Origin of the sequence: Sediminibacterium ginsengisoli (assembly GCF_900167075.1) — a bacterium.
GTDB classification, from domain to species: Bacteria; Bacteroidota; Bacteroidia; order Chitinophagales; family Chitinophagaceae; genus Sediminibacterium; species Sediminibacterium ginsengisoli.
Map to the genome: position 1 here is coordinate 73,904 of NZ_FUWH01000013.1, position 17,898 is coordinate 91,801.

The 17,898-nt window shown below is 47.6% G+C and carries 11 protein-coding genes; all 11 read right to left on the minus strand.

The window, feature by feature from the left end; genetic code table 11:
- Positions 1 to 184: 184 nt before the first annotated feature.
- Positions 185 to 1,174: a bifunctional heptose 7-phosphate kinase/heptose 1-phosphate adenyltransferase gene (locus tag B5D42_RS16665; protein WP_078832677.1), complete on the minus strand. Its 990-nt coding sequence runs from the start codon at positions 1,172 to 1,174 to the stop codon at positions 185 to 187.
- Positions 1,171 to 2,592: an APC family permease gene (locus tag B5D42_RS16670; protein ID WP_078832678.1), complete on the minus strand. Its 1,422-nt coding sequence runs from the start codon at positions 2,590 to 2,592 to the stop codon at positions 1,171 to 1,173. Before B5D42_RS16670 ends, B5D42_RS16665 begins: the two co-directional genes overlap by 4 nt.
- Positions 2,593 to 2,692: 100 nt before the next feature.
- Entirely contained in the window at positions 2,693 to 3,283 is a 591-nt protein-coding gene (locus B5D42_RS16675; RefSeq protein ID WP_078832679.1) for an OmpH/Skp family outer membrane protein, read from the minus strand.
- Between the two features lie 152 nt (positions 3,284 to 3,435).
- On the minus strand, positions 3,436 to 7,719 hold the full coding sequence (gene rpoC / locus B5D42_RS16680) for a DNA-directed RNA polymerase subunit beta' (protein ID WP_078832680.1): 4,284 nt from the start codon (positions 7,717 to 7,719) through the stop codon (positions 3,436 to 3,438).
- A 132-nt stretch (positions 7,720 to 7,851) separates the two neighbouring features.
- Positions 7,852 to 11,655: a DNA-directed RNA polymerase subunit beta gene (gene rpoB / locus B5D42_RS16685; RefSeq protein WP_078832681.1), complete on the minus strand. Its 3,804-nt coding sequence runs from the start codon at positions 11,653 to 11,655 to the stop codon at positions 7,852 to 7,854.
- Positions 11,656 to 11,957: 302 nt separating this feature from the next.
- The gene (locus B5D42_RS16690; protein ID WP_078832682.1) at positions 11,958 to 13,169 is read right to left on the minus strand and encodes a sterol desaturase family protein; all 1,212 of its coding nucleotides are present in this window, start codon (positions 13,167 to 13,169) and stop codon (positions 11,958 to 11,960) included.
- Positions 13,170 to 13,311: 142 nt separating this feature from the next.
- Complete coding sequence (locus B5D42_RS16695) at positions 13,312 to 15,336, minus strand: M13 family metallopeptidase (RefSeq protein ID WP_078832683.1); 2,025 nt, start codon at positions 15,334 to 15,336, stop codon at positions 13,312 to 13,314.
- Positions 15,337 to 15,469: 133 nt separating this feature from the next.
- A complete protein-coding gene (gene rplL / locus B5D42_RS16700) occupies positions 15,470 to 15,841 on the minus strand; it encodes a 50S ribosomal protein L7/L12 (RefSeq protein WP_078832713.1) in 372 nt (123 codons plus the stop codon).
- A gap of 122 nt (positions 15,842 to 15,963) precedes the next feature.
- Positions 15,964 to 16,533 carry a 50S ribosomal protein L10 gene (gene rplJ / locus B5D42_RS16705; RefSeq protein WP_078832684.1) on the minus strand — a complete coding sequence of 190 codons (570 nt, stop codon included), beginning with the start codon at positions 16,531 to 16,533 and terminating at the stop codon, positions 15,964 to 15,966.
- Between the two features lie 54 nt (positions 16,534 to 16,587).
- Positions 16,588 to 17,280, minus strand: coding sequence for a 50S ribosomal protein L1 (gene rplA / locus B5D42_RS16710; RefSeq protein WP_078832685.1), 693 nt, complete (start codon positions 17,278 to 17,280; stop codon positions 16,588 to 16,590).
- 25 nt (positions 17,281 to 17,305) lie between these two features.
- On the minus strand, positions 17,306 to 17,749 hold the full coding sequence (gene rplK, locus B5D42_RS16715) for a 50S ribosomal protein L11 (protein WP_078832686.1): 444 nt from the start codon (positions 17,747 to 17,749) through the stop codon (positions 17,306 to 17,308).
- Between the last annotated feature and the right edge of the window lie 149 nt (positions 17,750 to 17,898).

Below are 17,898 nucleotides of genomic sequence, written 5' to 3' on the forward strand. Positions count from 1 at the left end.
CTTCTGATCATCCTTTAGATGGATCGAAGTTAAAATTTTACTTGACTGAGAAAATCGAATTAATCAGGATGAACGTTAGAGAAGGTCTAAGATTAATGGTGAAACGTTGGAGGTTATCAACACCCGCAAAAATACAGTGCAGCTATGCGTGAAAAACAGGAATAGTGCACAACGAAAGGGTTAACTACTGCAGCAGCATTTTACATTCCTGCAATAATTTTTCCCTGTCGATGGCGGCAGTTCCCACTTCTTCGCAGACGAGGCCGCCGGCGATATTGGCCATTTCTGCAGCCAGTTCCATGTCTTTTGTAACGGCATAGGTCAGGGAGGCCACGGCAATCACCGTATCGCCCGCACCGCTTACGTCTGCAATATTGCGGATATGGGTTGGAATGATCCGGCTCTGCTGCCCGTCCTGAAAATATACTCCTTTTTCAGAAAGTGTGATCAGCGATACGCGGTGATTCAGCTCCTGCTTCAGTGCAGCATGGATCTGTTTCAGGCTCGATTCATCGATGGCGGCTGGCGACAGGTTCAGGCCTTCTTTTACCTCTTTGAGGTTTGGTTTGAAAATATCAACATCCTTGAATGCAAGGAAGTTCTTTTTCTTGGGGTCTACTGCTGTTACCACGCCATAGGTTTTACAAAGGCTGATAATACCTTCTATCACAGCCGGTGTAAGAACCCCCTTATTATAATCTTCCAGTATGAGTACATCAGGACGATCTGTTTTGAAGAGCCGTTCCGTCATTTCGAGCAGCTTTGCCGCGATAGCGTCATTCACATCGCCTGTATCTTCCGCGTCCAGCCGCATCATCTGCTGGTTACGGCTCATTACCCTTGTTTTGTTGGTGGTGATGCGGTCCTCTGCTACAACAAAGTAATCCGTATTAATGCCGCTCGACCGCAGCAGCGCTGTCAGCGATTTACCATCTTCATCTTTCCCTATCACCGATATCAGCGTGGTAGCTGCACCGAGCGATGCAGTATTCAATGCTACGTTTGCAGCTCCGCCTACACGCAGTTCTTTCCTGTTGAGCGCTACCACCGGCACCGGCGCTTCCGGCGAAATCCGGTCTACATGGCCCCACCAGTAGGTATCCAGCATTACATCTCCTACGATCACTACCTTGCTGCTACTGAAATCAGAAAAGAGCTGTTCAAAATCCATCATTCCGTTTTTTTCGAATTATTCACTGCAAGATAGTATAAAGGAATACCAATTAATGTAATGATCAGTCCCGGCCAGGTAAAATTTGGTTTGTAAATGATCAGCAGTACGCAGAAACTGATCCCCATGAGCATGTAAATGGCAGGCAGTACCGGGTATCCGAATGCCTTGTACGGACGTTCGATCTCTGGCCTTTTCTTACGCAGGATGAAGATACCGGCGATCGTGAGCACGTAGAAGATCACCACGATAAAGGAAACCATGTCCAGCAGGTCACCATATTTACCGCTGAGGCATAACAAAGAAGCTACCACGCACTGTGCCCATAAAGCCCATTCCGGTACGGCATTCTTGTTCAGCTTGCCTGCATTTTTGAAAAACACACCATCCTGTGCCATCGTATAGTACACCCTTGCTCCTGCCAGGATCAGGCCGTTGTTGCAGCCGAAAGTAGAGATCATGATCATCACGGCGATCACGTAAGTACCGATATTACCAAAGATCATATTGGATGCCGATACTGCCACCCGGTCAGACGGCGCAAATGCGATATCGTTCAGCGGCAGTACGCTCAGGTACATCAGGTTGGCCAGCACATAGATCACGGTTACGATCAGAGTACCGAGGAAAAGGCTGAGGCCGATGTTTTTCTTCGGGTTCTTGATCTCCCCGGCAATGAACGTTACATTGTTCCAGGCATCGCTGCTGAAGATAGAGCCTACCATGGATGCCGCAATAGCACCAAATACTGCTACACCAAGTACAGGTGTGATATCTGTTGTTGAAATGATGTTCTTCATGCTCCAGGCATCGGTCCAGTTGGCATTCCACACTTCGCGTTTGGCTGCCAGCAGGAAGCCGAATACGATCAGCCCGAAAAGCGAAAGCAGTTTGGTCACTGTAAAAGTGCTCTGAATGGCTTTGCCGCCTTTTACGCCCTTGGTATTGATATAGGTCAGAAATACGATGATAACGATCGACAGGAACTGTGCCGGGTATATTTTAAATGCCCCTACCGTAAAGAGAATATTCTCATCGGTCATTTCGAGCACGGGGAAGAAATAACCCGCAAATTTACTGAACGCCACTCCCACAGCCGCAATGGTTCCGGTCTGTATCACCGAGAAAAAGCTCCAGCCATAGAGGAATGCTGTAAGCGGGTTATAGGATTCCTTCAGGTATACGTATTGTCCGCCTGCCTTAGGGAACATACCACTGAGTTCACCGTAACTCAATGCTGCCGTAAGGGTCATGAAACCTGTGAGCAGCCATACCACGATCAGCCAGCCGGCGCTGCCTACATTACGGGTGATATCTGCACTTACGATGAAGATACCCGAGCCGATCATACTTCCTGCTACGATCATGGTAGCATCGAACAGGCCCAGGGTAGGTTTAAAACCGTTAGAATTGGTACTCATAAAAAAATCCCGCTGTTTATAACGGGATTTGAAGATAATATAAAAAAGGTCAAAATATCAAGCCGGAAATGATGTCCCGGCAAATTGAAGTATTTAACCCCTATTTGGCTTTCTTATACTTTGCGTTCAGGCCTTTGATCACATCTTCGGTGATGTCGTAGGCTTTGTCTTTGTAGTATAACAGGTTCGACTGGTTAGAGAGGATAAATGCATAGCCTTTATCACGGTTATACTCTTCCAGGAAATCCTTGATCTTTTTCTGAACATCCTGGAGTTTGCGCATGCTTTCATCCTGCATTTCGTTGTTCAGCATTTGTTCCTTGCTTTGGAAAGTTCTGTCGAGCTGCTGCAGTTCCTGCTGTTTGCTGGCCAGTTCCGCCTGCGTCATGTTCTGTGCGTTGCGTTGTACCTCCTGGTATTTCTGCGCAAAAGTGTTCTTCATTTCATTGAGCTGCCTGGCGCTTGCCTGCTCTTTCAGCTGCAATGCTTCCCTGATCTCCTTGTAATGTTCAAACTGGTTTTCCAGTGAATCTATTTCAAAATAAGCGATCTTGAAATTTCCGCCGGGAACATCCTTAGTTGCGCCGGTTGCTGCCGGAGTTGTTTTTTTCGATGAAGAAAAATGCAGGTAGAATAAAACACCTATTGCTGCTGCAAGTACAATATTGAAACCGATCGAAAGATTTTTCATAACCCTGGTTATTGAGATGAGTGAAACTATTTAAGGCGGCCGATAACAAACTTACCACAGATCGGCAGACCAGTGTGTTAAAAAAAGTAGGAAGTTTTCACTTCCTACTTTATGTTCTATTACTTTAACGGTTCTGAAACACCGTATCCGTGTTACTCGTCGTCGTCGAAGCTCATTGCTTCGCGGGTGCTGGACAATACTTCGTATTCTTCCTTGCTGCCCACGATCATGTTCTCGAACTCTTTCTGTCCTGAACCTGCAGGGATCAGGTGACCGGTGATCACATTCTCCTTCAGACCCAGCATTGCATCTGTTTTACCCTGGATAGCAGCCTGGCTCAGCACCTTGGTTGTTTCCTGGAACGATGCGGCAGAGATCCAGCTCTGAACACCCAGAGAAGCTTTGGTGATACCCAGCAGCACCGGTGTTGCCGTTGCCGGTTTGGCATCCCTTACTTCCACCAGTTTCTTATCGCTTCTGCGGAGGATAGAGTTTTCTTCTCTCAGTTCACGCAGGGTAATGATCTGACCTGGCTTCATCTTGCTGCTTTCGCCTGCTTCTGTCACCACTTTCTTATCAAAGATCCTGTCGTTCTCTTCGATGAATTCAAACCTGTCTTCCAGGTCTTCCTCCAGGAATTTGGTATCACCCGCATCCACGATCTCTACTTTCTTCATCATCTGGCGAACGATCACCTCAACGTGTTTGTCGTTGATCTTCACACCCTGTAAACGGTATACTTCCTGGATCTCGTTCACAACGTACTCCTGTACGGCAAACGGTCCTTTGATAGCGAGGATATCCGCCGGTGCGATCTGACCATCGGAAAGCGGTGTACCGGCTTTCACAAAGTCGCCATCCTGTACCAGGATCTGACGGGTCAGCGGAACCAGGTATTTCTTCACCATACCATCCCTTGATTCCACGATGATCTCGCGGTTACCACGTTTTACGTTTCCGAATGCTACCACACCATCGATCTCACAAACAATGGCAGGGTTACCCGGATTACGTGCTTCGAACAGTTCGGTTACACGTGGCAGACCTCCGGTGATATCCCTGAGTTTGCCCAGTACACGTGGTATTTTCACCAGTACCTGTCCTGCCTTCACCTCATCTCCTTCTTCAATTACGATGTGTGAACCTACAGGAAGGTTATATTGTTTTACTTCCTTACCGTCTACGATGATGGTAGGGATCTTGGTCTTATCCTTGGTTTCGATAACCACTTTCTCGCGGTGACCGGTTTGCTCATCGGCTTCATCACGGTAAGTGATACCATCCAGTACATTCTCGAAGCGGATCTTACCGTTCTGTTCTGCAACGATAACGTTGTTGAACGGATCCCATGTACAGATCACATCCCCTTTCTTCACCTGCTGGCCGTCTTTCACGTTCAGCGTAGCACCGTAAGGTACGTTATTGGTGATCATCAGGCGGTCGTTCTTCACGTCCATGATCCTTACCTCACCGGTACGGCCGATAACGATCTTGGCTTTTTCGCCTTCATTGTTCAGGGCTTCTACGGTACGCAGACCATCGAACTGGATTGTACCGTCGAACTTCGCATTCAGGGTAGATTCTACCGATGCAGAGCCCGCAACACCACCCACGTGGAAGGTACGCAGTGTCAGCTGGGTACCAGGCTCACCGATCGACTGTGCTGCGATGATACCTACTGCATCACCACGCTGTGCCAGGTAGCCTGTTGCCAGGTTTTTACCATAACATTTTACACACACACCACGTTTGCTTTCGCAGGTGAGTACAGAACGGATCTCAACGGTTTCGATGCCGGCTTCTTCGATTGCTTTCGCAACATCTGAAGAGATCTCTTCACCTGCATTGATGATCAGCTCATCCGTTACCGGGTGATAGATGTTATGCAGTGAAGTACGGCCTTCGATCCTGTCTGCTAATGGTTCGATAATATCTTCGTTGTCTTTTAATGCTGTTGTTGCATTACCGCGTAATGTTCCGCAATCTTCTTCAGAGATCACCACATCCTGAGATACGTCTACCAGACGACGGGTCAGGTAACCTGCATCCGCCGTTTTCAGGGCCGTATCCGCAAGACCCTTACGGGCACCGTGCGTAGAGATGAAGTAATCCAATACGTTCAGACCGCTCTTGAAGTTAGACAGGATCGGGTTTTCAATTACCTCGCTGCCTGAGCTTCCGCTCTTACGTGGTTTTGCCATCAGACCCCTGATACCTACCAGCTGTTTTACCTGTGTTTTACTACCACGGGCTCCGGAATCCAGCATCATGTAAACAGAGTTGAAGCCCTGTTTGTCGTTCTGCATTTCACGGATCAGTGTTTCGGTGATACGGGTATCCACACGGCTCCAGATATCGATTACCTGGTTGTAACGCTCGTTGTTGGTGATGAGACCCATGTTATAGTTTTCCCATACCTCTTCCACTTCCACTTTCGCGCTCTCGAGCAGTTCATTACGCTGATCAGGAACGATCAGGTCATTCACGTTGAACGACAGACCACCGCGGAAGGCCATGCGGAATCCGAGTGTTTTGATATCGTCCAGGAATTTCGCCGTTTTAGGAACGTCTGTGATCTTGATGATGTCGCCGATGATCTCACGAAGGCTTTTCTTGGTGAGCAGCGCGTTCACATATCCTACTTCGTGTGGTACGTGCTGGTTGAACAGTACGCGGCCTACGGTAGTATCGATCAGTTTTTTAACGATCTGGCCATTCACACGCACATTGGTTTTCACTTTGATGTTGGCATGCAGGTCTACTGCTCCTTCATTGTAGGCGATCACCACTTCATCCATGCTGTAGAAAGCTTTTCCTTCACCCTTGATGATCTCATCACCCATGGTTTTCTTACCCTTGGTGATGTAGTACAGACCGAGTACCATGTCCTGTGAAGGCAGGGTGATCGGCGTACCGTTCTGCGGGTTAAGGATGTTGTGCGAAGACAGCATCAGCAGCTGGGCTTCCAGGATAGCAGCATTGCTCAAAGGCACGTGCACCGCCATTTGGTCACCATCGAAATCGGCGTTGAATGATGAAGTTACGAGCGGGTGCAGCTGTATCGCTTTACCTTCCACCAGTTTAGGCTGGAATGCCTGGATCGACAGCCTGTGCAGCGTCGGGGCACGGTTCAGCATTACAGGGTGTCCCTTCAGTATGTTTTCGAGGATATCCCAGATCACCGCTTCTTTGCGGTCTACCAGCTTTTTGGCTGATTTCACTGTTTTTACGATACCTCTTTCGATCAGTTTACGGATCACAAACGGTTTGAACAGTTCTGCCGCCATATCTTTCGGCAGACCGCATTCGTGGATCTTGAGTTCAGGACCTACAACGATAACAGAACGACCGGAATAGTCTACACGTTTACCAAGGAGGTTCTGACGGAAACGACCCTGTTTACCTTTCAGTACATCAGAGAGTGATTTCAGTGCACGGCCGCCTTCTGCTTTCACAGCATTTGATTTACGGCTGTTATCGAACAGTGAATCGATCGCTTCCTGCAGCATCCTTTTTTCATTACGCAGGATCACTTCAGGCGCTTTGATCTCCAGCAGCCTTTTCAGACGGTTGTTACGGATGATCACACGACGGTAGAGGTCATTCAGGTCAGAAGACGCGAAACGACCACCATCCAATGGCACCAGCGGACGAAGTTCCGGCGGAATAACAGGTATATACTGCATTACCATCCACTCAGGGCGGTTGGTGATACGGGTTCCTGCATCACGGAAAGATTCAACCACGCTCAGGCGTTTCAGGGCGTCAGCTTTACGCTGCTGCGATGTTTCTGTTGCTGCTGCGTTTCTCAGCGAGAAGCTCAGGCCGTCCAGATCGATACGCTCCAGTAACGCGTGAACCGCTTCAGCGCCCATTTTGGCGATGAACTTCTGCGGATCATCATCAGGCAGGTACTGGTTGTCTTTCGGAATATTATCGAGGATATCCAGGTATTCTTCTTCGGTCAGCAGATCGCCCATGCTCAGGCTTTCCTTGATACCACCCTGGATCACTACATATCTTTCATAATAAATGATCGTTTCCAGCTTTTTGGAGCTCATGCCCAGCAGGTAACCGATCTTGTTTGGCAGGCTTTTGAAGTACCAGATATGCACCACGGGCACCACCAGCTTGATGTGGCCCATGCGCTCACGGCGTACTTTCTTTTCTGTTACTTCCACACCGCAGCGGTCGCACACGATGCCTTTGTAACGGATACGCTTGTACTTACCACAGGCACATTCGTAATCCTTTACAGGACCGAATATCCTTTCACAGAACAAACCGTCGCGCTCCGGTTTGTAGGTACGGTAGTTAATTGTTTCAGGCTTCAGTACTTCGCCAAAGCTTCTTTCCAGGATACTATCGGGAGAAGCCAGGCTGATAGTGATCTGGGAGAAGGTTGATCTTGGGCGATTGTCTTTTTTAATTGCCATATTACTGTTGTGAATTTGTATTTTTTGATATTATCCCCAACTAACTGGGGACGGTTCCGTTACACCATCCGGGAATGAGCCGCGGACCATCAGCAGTTACTGCCCGATGGTCCGCGTTCATCTGCCGGACGATTAGTCAAATTTCAGGTCAAGTCCGAGACCTCTCAGTTCATGAACCAATACGTTGAATGATTCAGGAATGCCGGCGCGCGGGATGTTTTCACCCTTCACGATAGCTTCGTAAGTCTTGGCCCTTCCGATAATATCATCTGATTTCAGTGTAAGCAGCTCCTGCAGGATATTGGCCGCACCGTATGCTTCCAGTGCCCAAACCTCCATCTCACCAAAACGCTGTCCACCAAACTGAGCCTTACCACCCAGCGGCTGCTGTGTAATGAGACTGTATGGTCCGATAGAACGTGCGTGCATTTTATCGTCTACCATGTGGTGCAGTTTGATCATGTAGATCACACCCACAGTAGCTTTCTGGTGGAAACGCTCACCTGTTTCCCCGTCGTAGAGGTAAGTGTGACCGTTCCTTGGAATACCTGCATCCTTACAATATTGTTCAATTTCTGTTGTAGAAGCACCATCAAAGATCGGGGTTGCGAATTTCACGCCCAGACGCTTACCGGTCCATCCGAGGATGGTTTCGTAGATCTGGCCCAGGTTCATCCTCGAAGGTACACCCAGCGGGTTCAGTACGATATCAACCGGGGTACCGTCTTCCATGAACGGCATGTCTTCCGCACGAACGATCTTGGCAACGATACCTTTGTTACCGTGACGGCCCGCCATTTTATCACCCACTTTCAGCTTACGTTTCACTGCCAGGTAAACCTTAGCCAGTTTCAGTACGCCTGCAGGTAATTCATCACCGATTGAGATGTTGAATTTCTCACGTTTGTAACGTCCGAGTTCTTCGTTGAAACGGATGTTATAGTTGTGCAGCAGGGTGTTGATCTGATCATCGGTCTTCGCATCACCAGTCCATCCCAGCGGATTTACGTTCTGGTAATCGATCGATGAAAGGTTCTTCTGGTTGAACTTGGCGCCTTTTCCGATCAGCATTTCACCGAAGTTGTTGCTGATACCTTGTGATGCTTTGTCCTTCAGCAGGGTCTGCAGTTTATCGAGCAGCAGTTCCTTGATCGCATCTTCGTTCTGCTGGTGTACTTTCTCTACTTTTTCCAGTTGTGCTTTTTCACGGATCTTACCATTCTTGTCTTTCTTCGCACGCTGGAAGAGTTTTTTATCGATCACCACACCTTCTGTTCCGTTCGGTGCTTTCAGTGAAGCATCTTTCGCATCGCCGGCTTTATCACCGAAGATCGCGCGGAGCAGTTTTTCTTCCGGAGTAGGATCTGATTCACCTTTCGGAGTGATCTTACCGATCAGGATATCTCCTTCCTTGATCGTTGCGCCGATACGGATGATACCGTTCTCGTCGAGATCTTTGGTTGCATCTTCAGATACGTTCGGGATATCCGGGGTCAGTTCTTCTTCACCCAGTTTGGTATCGCGTACTTCCAGTTCATATTCTTCAATGTGAACGGAAGTGAACAGGTCTTCACGAACTACTTTCTCGCTGATCACGATCGCATCCTCGAAGTTGTAACCCTTCCATGGCATGAACGCCACCTGCAGGTTACGGCCCAGTGCGAGCTCTCCGTCTTTGGTTGCATATCCTTCAGTAAGGAAGTCTCCTTTTTTAACCTTCTGTCCTTTCTTAACGGCAGGACGCAGGTTGATACAGGTTGCCTGGTTGGTTTTGATGAACTTGGTGAGTTTATACACCTGCAGGTCATCGTTGAAGCTTACCAGCCTGTCCAGGTCGTTCCTTTCGTAACGTACATGGATCTCGTTGGCATCAACAAATTCAACCACACCTGAACCTTCTGCGTGGATCTGGATCCTTGCATCACGGGCAGCCTTGCCTTCCAGCCCGGTACCTACGATCGGCGCTTCAGGGCGGATCAGCGGTACAGCCTGGCGTTGCATGTTCGATCCCATCAGCGCACGGTTGGCATCATCATGCTCCAGGAACGGAATCAGTGATGCACTCAAACCTACGATCTGGTTCGGGGCTACGTCCATATATTCTACCTCTTCCTTATCCAGGATCGGGAAATCGCCTGTCTGGCGGGATACTACTTTCTCTTCCACAAACTCACCCTTGTCTGACAATGGTGAATTACTCTGTGCGATCTTGGCAGTATCTTCTTCTTCAGCGCTCAGGAAAGTGAGCTCTTTCATATTCACTTTACCGCTTTCCACTTTACGGTACGGGGTTTCGATGAAGCCCATATCGTTGATGGCTGCGTGTACGCAAAGTGTGGAGATCAGACCGATGTTCGGTCCTTCCGGTGTTTCAATGGTACAAAGACGACCATAGTGCGAGTAGTGTACGTCACGAACCTCGAAGCCCGCACGCTCACGGCTCAGACCGCCTGGTCCGAGTGCGGAGATACGACGCTTGTGCGTGATCTCACTCAGCGGGTTGGTCTGGTCGAGGAACTGCGATAACTGTGAGGTACCGAAGAATGAGTTGATCACGGAAGAAAGGGTTCTTGCATTGATCAGGTCTACCGGTGTGAATACCTCGTTATCACGAACGTTCATACGCTCGCGGATGGTACGTGCCATACGTGCAAGACCTACACCGAACTGGGCATAGAGCTGCTCGCCTACGGTACGTACACGACGGTTGCTCAGGTGATCGATATCATCGATCTCGGCCTTACCGTTGGTGAGGCGCACGAGGTATTTGATGATCTCGATGATATCCTGTTTGGTCAATACTTTTTTCTCCAGCGGATAGTCCAGGTTCAGTTTGCGGTTGATCTTGTAACGACCAACTTCACCGAGGTCATAACGCTTGTCGGAGAAGAATAATTTATCGATGATACCGCGTGCAGTTTCATTGTCAGGGGCATCAGCACCGCGCAGCTGGCGGTAGATATGCTGAACCGCTTCCAGTTCACTGTTGGAGGTATCTTTATTCAGTGTGTTGTAAATGATGGCATAGTCGCCGCCCACATCTTCTTTCTGGATGAAAACGCTTTTCACTTCCATTTCGATGATGGTGTCGATGGCTTCTTCGTCCAGTACGGTATCACGCTCCATAACGATCTCGTTACGCTCGATGCTTACCACTTCACCGGTATCTTCATCCACGAAGTCTTCTACCCATGTTCTCAGAACGCGGGCAGCCAGTTTTTTACCAACATGATGGGCCAGTGTTTTCTTGTCTGCTTTCACCTCATCGGCCATACCGAAGAGTTCCAGGATATCCTTATCAGTTTCAAAACCGATAGAACGTAACAGGGTTGTTACAGGGAACTTTTTCTTACGGTCGATGTAGGCATACATCACGTTGTTGATGTCTGTTGCAAACTCCATCCAGGCACCTTTGAAAGGAATCACCCTGGCTGAGTAGATCTTGGTTCCGTTCGGGTGAACAGACTGACCAAAGAATACACCCGGAGAACGGTGCAGCTGTGATACTACTACACGTTCGGCACCATTAATTACAAAAGTACCGCGGGGTGTCATGTAAGGAATGTTTCCGAGGAACACGTCCTGTACAATGGTCTGGAAGTCTACGTGCTCCTCATCGTTACAGCTCAGGCGGAGTTTCGCTTTCAGCGGCACTGCATAAGTCAGGCCACGTTCCATACACTCATCGATCGTGTAACGCGGAGGGTCGATAAAATAATCCAGGAATTCCAGTACGAAGATGTTACGTGTGTCTGTAATGGGGAAGTTCTCCTTAAACACGCGGAACAGCCCTTCCACATTACGTTTGTCGGGCGTTGTTTCTAACTGGAAAAATTCTCTGAATGATTCTAACTGAATGTCGAGTAGGTCAGGAGCATCAGCCAAATGTTTAGTTTTACCGAAGCCGACCCTGTTGTTCAATGTAGTTGTAGACATATGTATGTAAAACCGGTTTTTATACAAAAAAATTTGGGTAGAACTTACAGGTTCCGAGCGATAAAAAACCAGGCATTCCGGTAAAAATCATGGCCATATCCTGAACGCCTCTCGCTAATTAGCCCAAAAATAAGGATGGCAAAGGTAAGAAACGGGCGGCAACTGCAAAAACAAATTTTGGACCAAACACCCCGTTGTGGAAAAGAAAACCCATGTTTCTGCCGTTTTTTTGCCAATCCGCGTTTATTATCACACAATGAACCCATTACCAATTGCTTAAAAATAGTTATTATTTAAATATTTCAGGAATACACCCATTGAAGGTAATAGCGCTGCAGTTCCTTGAAGTAAACCACCGCCAGCAGGCTTCCCAGTACAATGAAAAGCAGGGAGCTGATCGTTGGCAGGTAAATCAGCACAATCAACAGTAAAAGCAGGCATCGGGTAAATTCCAGGTAAAAGATCCATTTACGCTGCTCGAGGATGGCCCCGCAATTGATCAGCGTTACGAGTATCAGCAATGCCGCCGCTACCTGCACCATTAGGGGAAACTGACTTTCGAACAGAATAAACAGGAAAAGCAGCATAAGAATTCCTGCCACCTGCCATAGTACATACCGGTTCAGTTTTTCAGGAGCGGGTCCTTTATTCTGCCTGAGTCCGAACTTCTGTTCCAATGCGCTCCTGGCATCAGGGGCAATCGTTTCCGGTTTTGCAAAAAGTACTTTCAGTTTATTCCAAAGGCCTTTGGTCTGCCTGGCGGTATACAAAAGTTCCAGCAGAAAATGAAAATGCTGCCAGAGGAAACTATGACTGCCCAGCGGCTCTGTTAACCCGTAAACGATCTCCTCCCCTTCCTGTTCTTCGCAGAAAGTGCCGAAGAGCTTGTCCCAGATAATGAATACATCACCATAGTTTTTATCCAGGTATGCTTCATTGCTGGCATGGTGCACCCGGTGATGCGAAGGCGTAACCAATATATATTCAAGAAAGCCCAGCTTTCCGATCAGTTGCGTATGTACAAAGAATGGATAAAGGCCATGGATCAGCAACATGGTAACGATCATAGGAGCAGTAAACCCGAAAACGGGTAGTACAGCCCAGAAGCCGGTACGCACGATTGCCTGGAAAACGGTAATTCTTGCAGCTACCGTATAATTGAAATCATCACTCTGATGATGCACTACATGCACTGCCCACAGCATATTTACTTCGTGCGCCAGCCGGTGATACCAGTACCAGATAAAATCCGTGAACAGCCATAACACCAGCCAGTGAAAGATTCCCGGTTTAAAATGGAATATGGCGTAATGCCGGTAAACATAATCGTACACGAAATAAAAAGCACCTGTCGTGAATATATCCAGCAACCTTTCAGCGATCCCTACATTGATGTTCGCTACCGAGTTGGTGAAATTGAAATATGGCTTGCGCTTATGTCTCGCCACCAGGTACTCCAGCAACATAAAAAAGAGAAACAACGGAATGGCAAAAGCCAGGTAATTGAGCTGCATATTCTGGTACGGTAAAGTGAAGAATCAGCTGCAAGGATAAAAATATTTATTTAGTCTACAAAAAAGATAGAGTTATAATGCTGTCATAAAATAATACAGGCCACCCTTTCGGGCGGCCTGTATTAAAATCCGTAGCATGTTATTACCAGATCCTGGCCCGGTCTTCCGGTTTCCGGTACATTTTGTTCTTTTCCGTTACCGGGAATGCCTTGTAGAACGGATCGAAATTAGACAGCGGTCCGTTTACCCGGAACTCTTCCGGTGAATGCGGGTCTGTGGTGATATTGGTCCGCATGGCTTCCGGCCGGGTAATCAGCCGCCATACCTGTGCAAAGCCCAGGAAGAAGCGCTGATCAGGCGTAAAGCCGTCGATCTTGTCTTCCGACTGTCCCTGCTTCGTCATTTTAAATGCATCATAAGCGATGGCGATACCTCCGATATCGGCCAGGTTCTCGCCCAGCGTAAGTTCTCCGTTTACATGCAGACTGTCGAGCACCACGTAATTATTATACTGTGCTATTACTCCTCCTGCTTTGTTTTTGAATGCGGTTCCGTCTTTGGCGGTCCACCAGTCTTTCAGGTTACCCTGTGCATCGTACTGGCGGCCCTGGTCGTCGAAGCCATGTGTCATTTCATGACCGATCACCATACCGATACCGCCGTAATTGATCGCATCATCGGCAGTCATTTCAAAGAACGGGAACTGCAGGATCCCTGCGGGGAATACGATCTCGTTCAGTGTAGGGTTGTAATAAGCATTAACGGTTGGTGCTGTCATACCCCATTCGGTGCGGTCTACCGGCTTACCGATCTTATCGATATTCTCCTTGTAATCGTGTTTGGCGATACTGCGCATGTTGCCGTAGAAATCATCGCGTCGTATGCTCACATCATCGTAGTTTTTCCATTTTTCAGGATAGCCGATCTTTTTCAGGAATGCGGTGAGTTTTTCCTGCGCACGTTGCTTGGTGCTGTCGCTCATCCAGTCCAGCCTGGTAATGCGGGCGCTGAATGCTTTCTGCAGGTTCGATACCAGTTCATCCATTCTCTTCTTGGCATCTGCAGGGAAATATTTTTCTACGAAAAGTTGCCCGAGCAGGTCTTTAAGACCATTGTCTGTCCGGCTCACCATTTTCTTCCAGCGTTCTTCCTGCTTTTTCACACCTGAGAACAACCTTGAGAATTCGAATTTCTCGTCTCGGAACGCTTTGCTCAGCAATGATGCGTTGCCGGATATATAATCGAATTTCACTTTGTCTTTCCAAACCTGTATCGGCTGAGAAGCTAACAGTGTGCTCAGCGCTTTGTAATAGGCGGGTTGCGACACATTCACGCTGTCTGTGCTGATGCCCATTTTGCTGAAGGTTTCTTTCCATACCAGGTTCGGTGCCATTTTTTCAAGATCGGCAAGCGACACTTTATTATAGTTCCGGATGGGGTCGCGCAGTTCTGTTGGTGTGAGGTGCGATTTGGCGATCTCGGTTTCTATCTGCAATACAGACTGACCGCCTTTCGCTGCTGCTGCTGCATCGGTTCCGGTGAGCGTGAAAAGCCTGGTTGCATAAGCCGCCAGTTTTTTTCTTTTTTCTTCAGTGATCGGGTCTGTTTTGGTATAGTATTCCTTCTCAGGTAATGTTAACCCGGTCTGTACCAGTACGAGGATATTTTTGGAACTGTTCTTTTCATCCGGGCCAACATACTGACCGATGAGATCACCGTCGCCTTCTTTTGCGTTATCTGCCAGCAGTGCGATCAGTTCTTTATAATCTTTCACTGCATCGATCTTTGCCAGCATAGGCTTCAATGGCTCATAACCTTTCTGTTCGATGGTTGCAGTATCCATACCACTGGCGTAGAAATCGCCCACTTTTTGTTCTGCGCTGCCATTCTTCAGGTCTTTTTTAGCAGCCAGTTCGTCCAGGATGTTACGGAGTTTCTTCAGGTTATCCTGGTAGAGTACGTAAAAGCTGCCCCAGCCGCTCTGGTCATCGGGTATCGTGGTGCTTTTGATCCAGCCGCCGTTGGCATAGCGGAAGAAGTTATCGGCAGGATTAACAGTAGTGTCCATACCTGCTTTATCAAAAAATACTTTCTCTTTGTCGTCCTTGCTTTTACAGGAAGCCAGTACCAGTATTCCGGCCGCAAGAACGGTGATCGTTTTTTTCATGTAGCAATAATTTAGTAATCGTAATAATACGACTTTACCTTTCAATTTCCGAACCGTTCATCCGTTCTGTAATACGGACAAAAAAAAGCCGGTAAACTTTCGTTTACCGGCCCGATATGGTGAAACAGTAAAATTATTTCACTTCTACTTCAGCGCCAGCTTCTTTCAGCTTAGCAACTAAATCGTCAGCTTCAGCTTTAGAGATGCCTTCTTTAACTGGTTTCGGAGCACCGTCTACCAGGTCTTTCGCTTCTTTCAGTCCTAAGCCAGTCAGTTCTTTAACGATCTTAACTACGCCCAGTTTGCTTGCACCACCGCTAACGAGGATAACATCGAAAGATGTTTTCTCTTCTACAGCAGCTGCACCACCGCCATCGGCTGCAACTACAACTGCAGCAGCAGCTGGTTCGATACCGTAATCAGCTTTCAGTACATCAGCTAATTCCTGAACTTCTTTTACTGTTAAGCCTACTAATGTTTCGGCTAATGCTTTTAAGTCTGCCATGTTTTTCAATTTTTTCCGCCTTCAAAGTCTTTGGACTCCGGCGGATGGTTTAAAAAAATTAGCCTTTATTTTCCCTCAGGCCTGGGGTTATTTTCTACGGGAGTTACCCCGTGCAGAAACAATTATTCAGCTGCCGGAGCTTCAGGAGCTGCATCAGCTGCTGGTTCAGCAGGTGCGGCAACAGCTGTAGTTCCTTCAGCCTGCTTTTCGTGGTGGTGCAGTAACGCAGCCAGTACACGTTTAGCAGGAGACTGCAGCAATCCGATAACTTCACCAACCAGTTCATCTTTGGTTTTGATCTGGGTGAGCGTTTTCAGGTTGTTGTCGCCGGTGTAAACATCACCATTGATGAATGCAGCTTTCAGAACTGGTTTTTCGCCGCTGTTTGCTTTACGGAAAGAGCTGAGGATCAGAGCCGGCTCTTTAGGGTTTTCAGAGAACATCAGTGCAGTCACGTTGTTCAGTGATGCATATACATCTGCATATTTCTCGGCATCCAGGGATTCGAGCGCTTTGCGGATCAATGTGTTCTTGGCCACTTTCATCTCAACCTGCTTATCGAAGCAGCTGCGACGGAGTTTAGACACCTGCGCTACCGTTAAAGATTCAGTATCGGTGATGTAAAAGTTATTGTATTGAGCGAACTTGCTTTTCAGCAGTTCGATCACTTCATTTTTTTGATCTTTTGTCATGTCTGATCTGTTTTAAGAACCCGGGTCATTTCCTTTTGAGGGGATCACCAGGAATTAGTTCATTAATGATTTGGTGTCTAAAGCAATACCAGGGCTCATTGAGCTGGCCATGCTTGCGCCTTTCAGGTAAGTTCCCTTAGCTGTAGAAGGTTTCAGTTTGAGGATCGCATTGATCAGCTCCATACCGTTCTCAGTGATTTTTTCAGGTGCGAAAGACACACGTCCGATAGATGCGTGTACGATACCTGCTTTATCTACCTTGAATGCGATCTTACCGCCTTTCACTTCGTTTACAGCAGCTGCCACATCATTGGTAACAGTTCCTGTTTTAGGGTTGGGCATCAGGTTACGAGGACCTAATACTTTACCCAGCTTACCGATCTTAGGCATTACTGCCGGAGTTGCGATGATCACATCGATATCAACCCAGCCACCTTCGATTTTGGTAATGAATTCGTCCAGACCTACATAGTCGGCACCTGCTTCTTTTGCAGCTGCTTCTTTATCAGGTGTGCAGAGCACGAGTACTTTCTTGGTTTTACCGGTACCATGTGGTAATGAAACGGTTCCACGTACCTGCTGATCTGCTTTCTTAGGGTCTACACCCAGGCGGATATGCAGGTCTACAGAACTGTCGAATTTGGTACAATTGATTTCTTTAACCAGGTTGGATGCTTCTTTCAGGGAATAAGCTTTGTTTTTATCCACCTTAGTTACTGCTACTTTTCTTTTTTTAGTAAGTGACATGCTAAAAATGTTTTAAGGTGAATAATTAGTTTTCCCAGGGAGCTTTTCCTTCAACAGTCAGTCCCATGCTGCGGGCAGTACCTGCAACCATGCTCATCGCGCTGTTCAGCGTGAATGCATTGAGATCAGACATCTTGTCCTTAGCGATCTCTTCTACCTGCTGCCAGGTTACTTTACCAACTTTTTGACGATTGCTTTCTTTAGATCCTTTCTGGATTTTAGCTGCTTCCATTAACTGAACAGCGGCCGGAGCGGTTTTCAGTACAAAATCGAATGATTTGTCTGAATATACAGTGATCAAAACAGGAACTACTTTTCCTACTTTGTCCTGGGTTCTTGCATTGAACTGCTTGCAGAACTCCATGATGTTTACACCCTTAGAACCAAGGGCGGGACCAACAGGTGGTGCAGGGTTTGCCTGACCGCCTTTAACCTGAAGCTTTACAAAGCCTGAGATTTCTTTTGCCATTTTTCTTTGATTTAATTGGTTATAGCGTCCTGGTTTAGCAGGACTCCCAAAGTCAATCATTCTTCGTAAAAAAGAACTTTTGGGGCGGCAAAGGTAGGATTAATGTTGGATTAAACAAACAAAAACACCCCTATTTTCCGTGATCCGGC

Bases quoted from the DNA above. Each gene is read 5' to 3' on its own strand.
- rplL (WP_078832713.1), bottom strand. From the start codon at position 15,841: ATGGCAGACTTAAAAGCATTAGCCGAAACATTAGTAGGCTTAACAGTA.
- rplA (WP_078832685.1), bottom strand. From the start codon at position 17,280: ATGTCACTTACTAAAAAAAGAAAAGTAGCAGTAACTAAGGTGGATAAA.
- rpoB (WP_078832681.1), bottom strand. From the start codon at position 11,655: ATGTCTACAACTACATTGAACAACAGGGTCGGCTTCGGTAAAACTAAA.
- rpoC (WP_078832680.1), bottom strand. From the start codon at position 7,719: ATGGCAATTAAAAAAGACAATCGCCCAAGATCAACCTTCTCCCAGATC.
- rplK (WP_078832686.1), bottom strand. From the start codon at position 17,749: ATGGCAAAAGAAATCTCAGGCTTTGTAAAGCTTCAGGTTAAAGGCGGT.
- rplJ (WP_078832684.1), bottom strand. From the start codon at position 16,533: ATGACAAAAGATCAAAAAAATGAAGTGATCGAACTGCTGAAAAGCAAG.
- B5D42_RS16665 (WP_078832677.1), bottom strand. From the start codon at position 1,174: ATGATGGATTTTGAACAGCTCTTTTCTGATTTCAGTAGCAGCAAGGTA.
- B5D42_RS16675 (WP_078832679.1), bottom strand. From the start codon at position 3,283: ATGAAAAATCTTTCGATCGGTTTCAATATTGTACTTGCAGCAGCAATA.
- B5D42_RS16695 (WP_078832683.1), bottom strand. From the start codon at position 15,336: ATGAAAAAAACGATCACCGTTCTTGCGGCCGGAATACTGGTACTGGCT.
- B5D42_RS16670 (WP_078832678.1), bottom strand. From the start codon at position 2,592: ATGAGTACCAATTCTAACGGTTTTAAACCTACCCTGGGCCTGTTCGAT.
- B5D42_RS16690 (WP_078832682.1), bottom strand. From the start codon at position 13,169: ATGCAGCTCAATTACCTGGCTTTTGCCATTCCGTTGTTTCTCTTTTTT.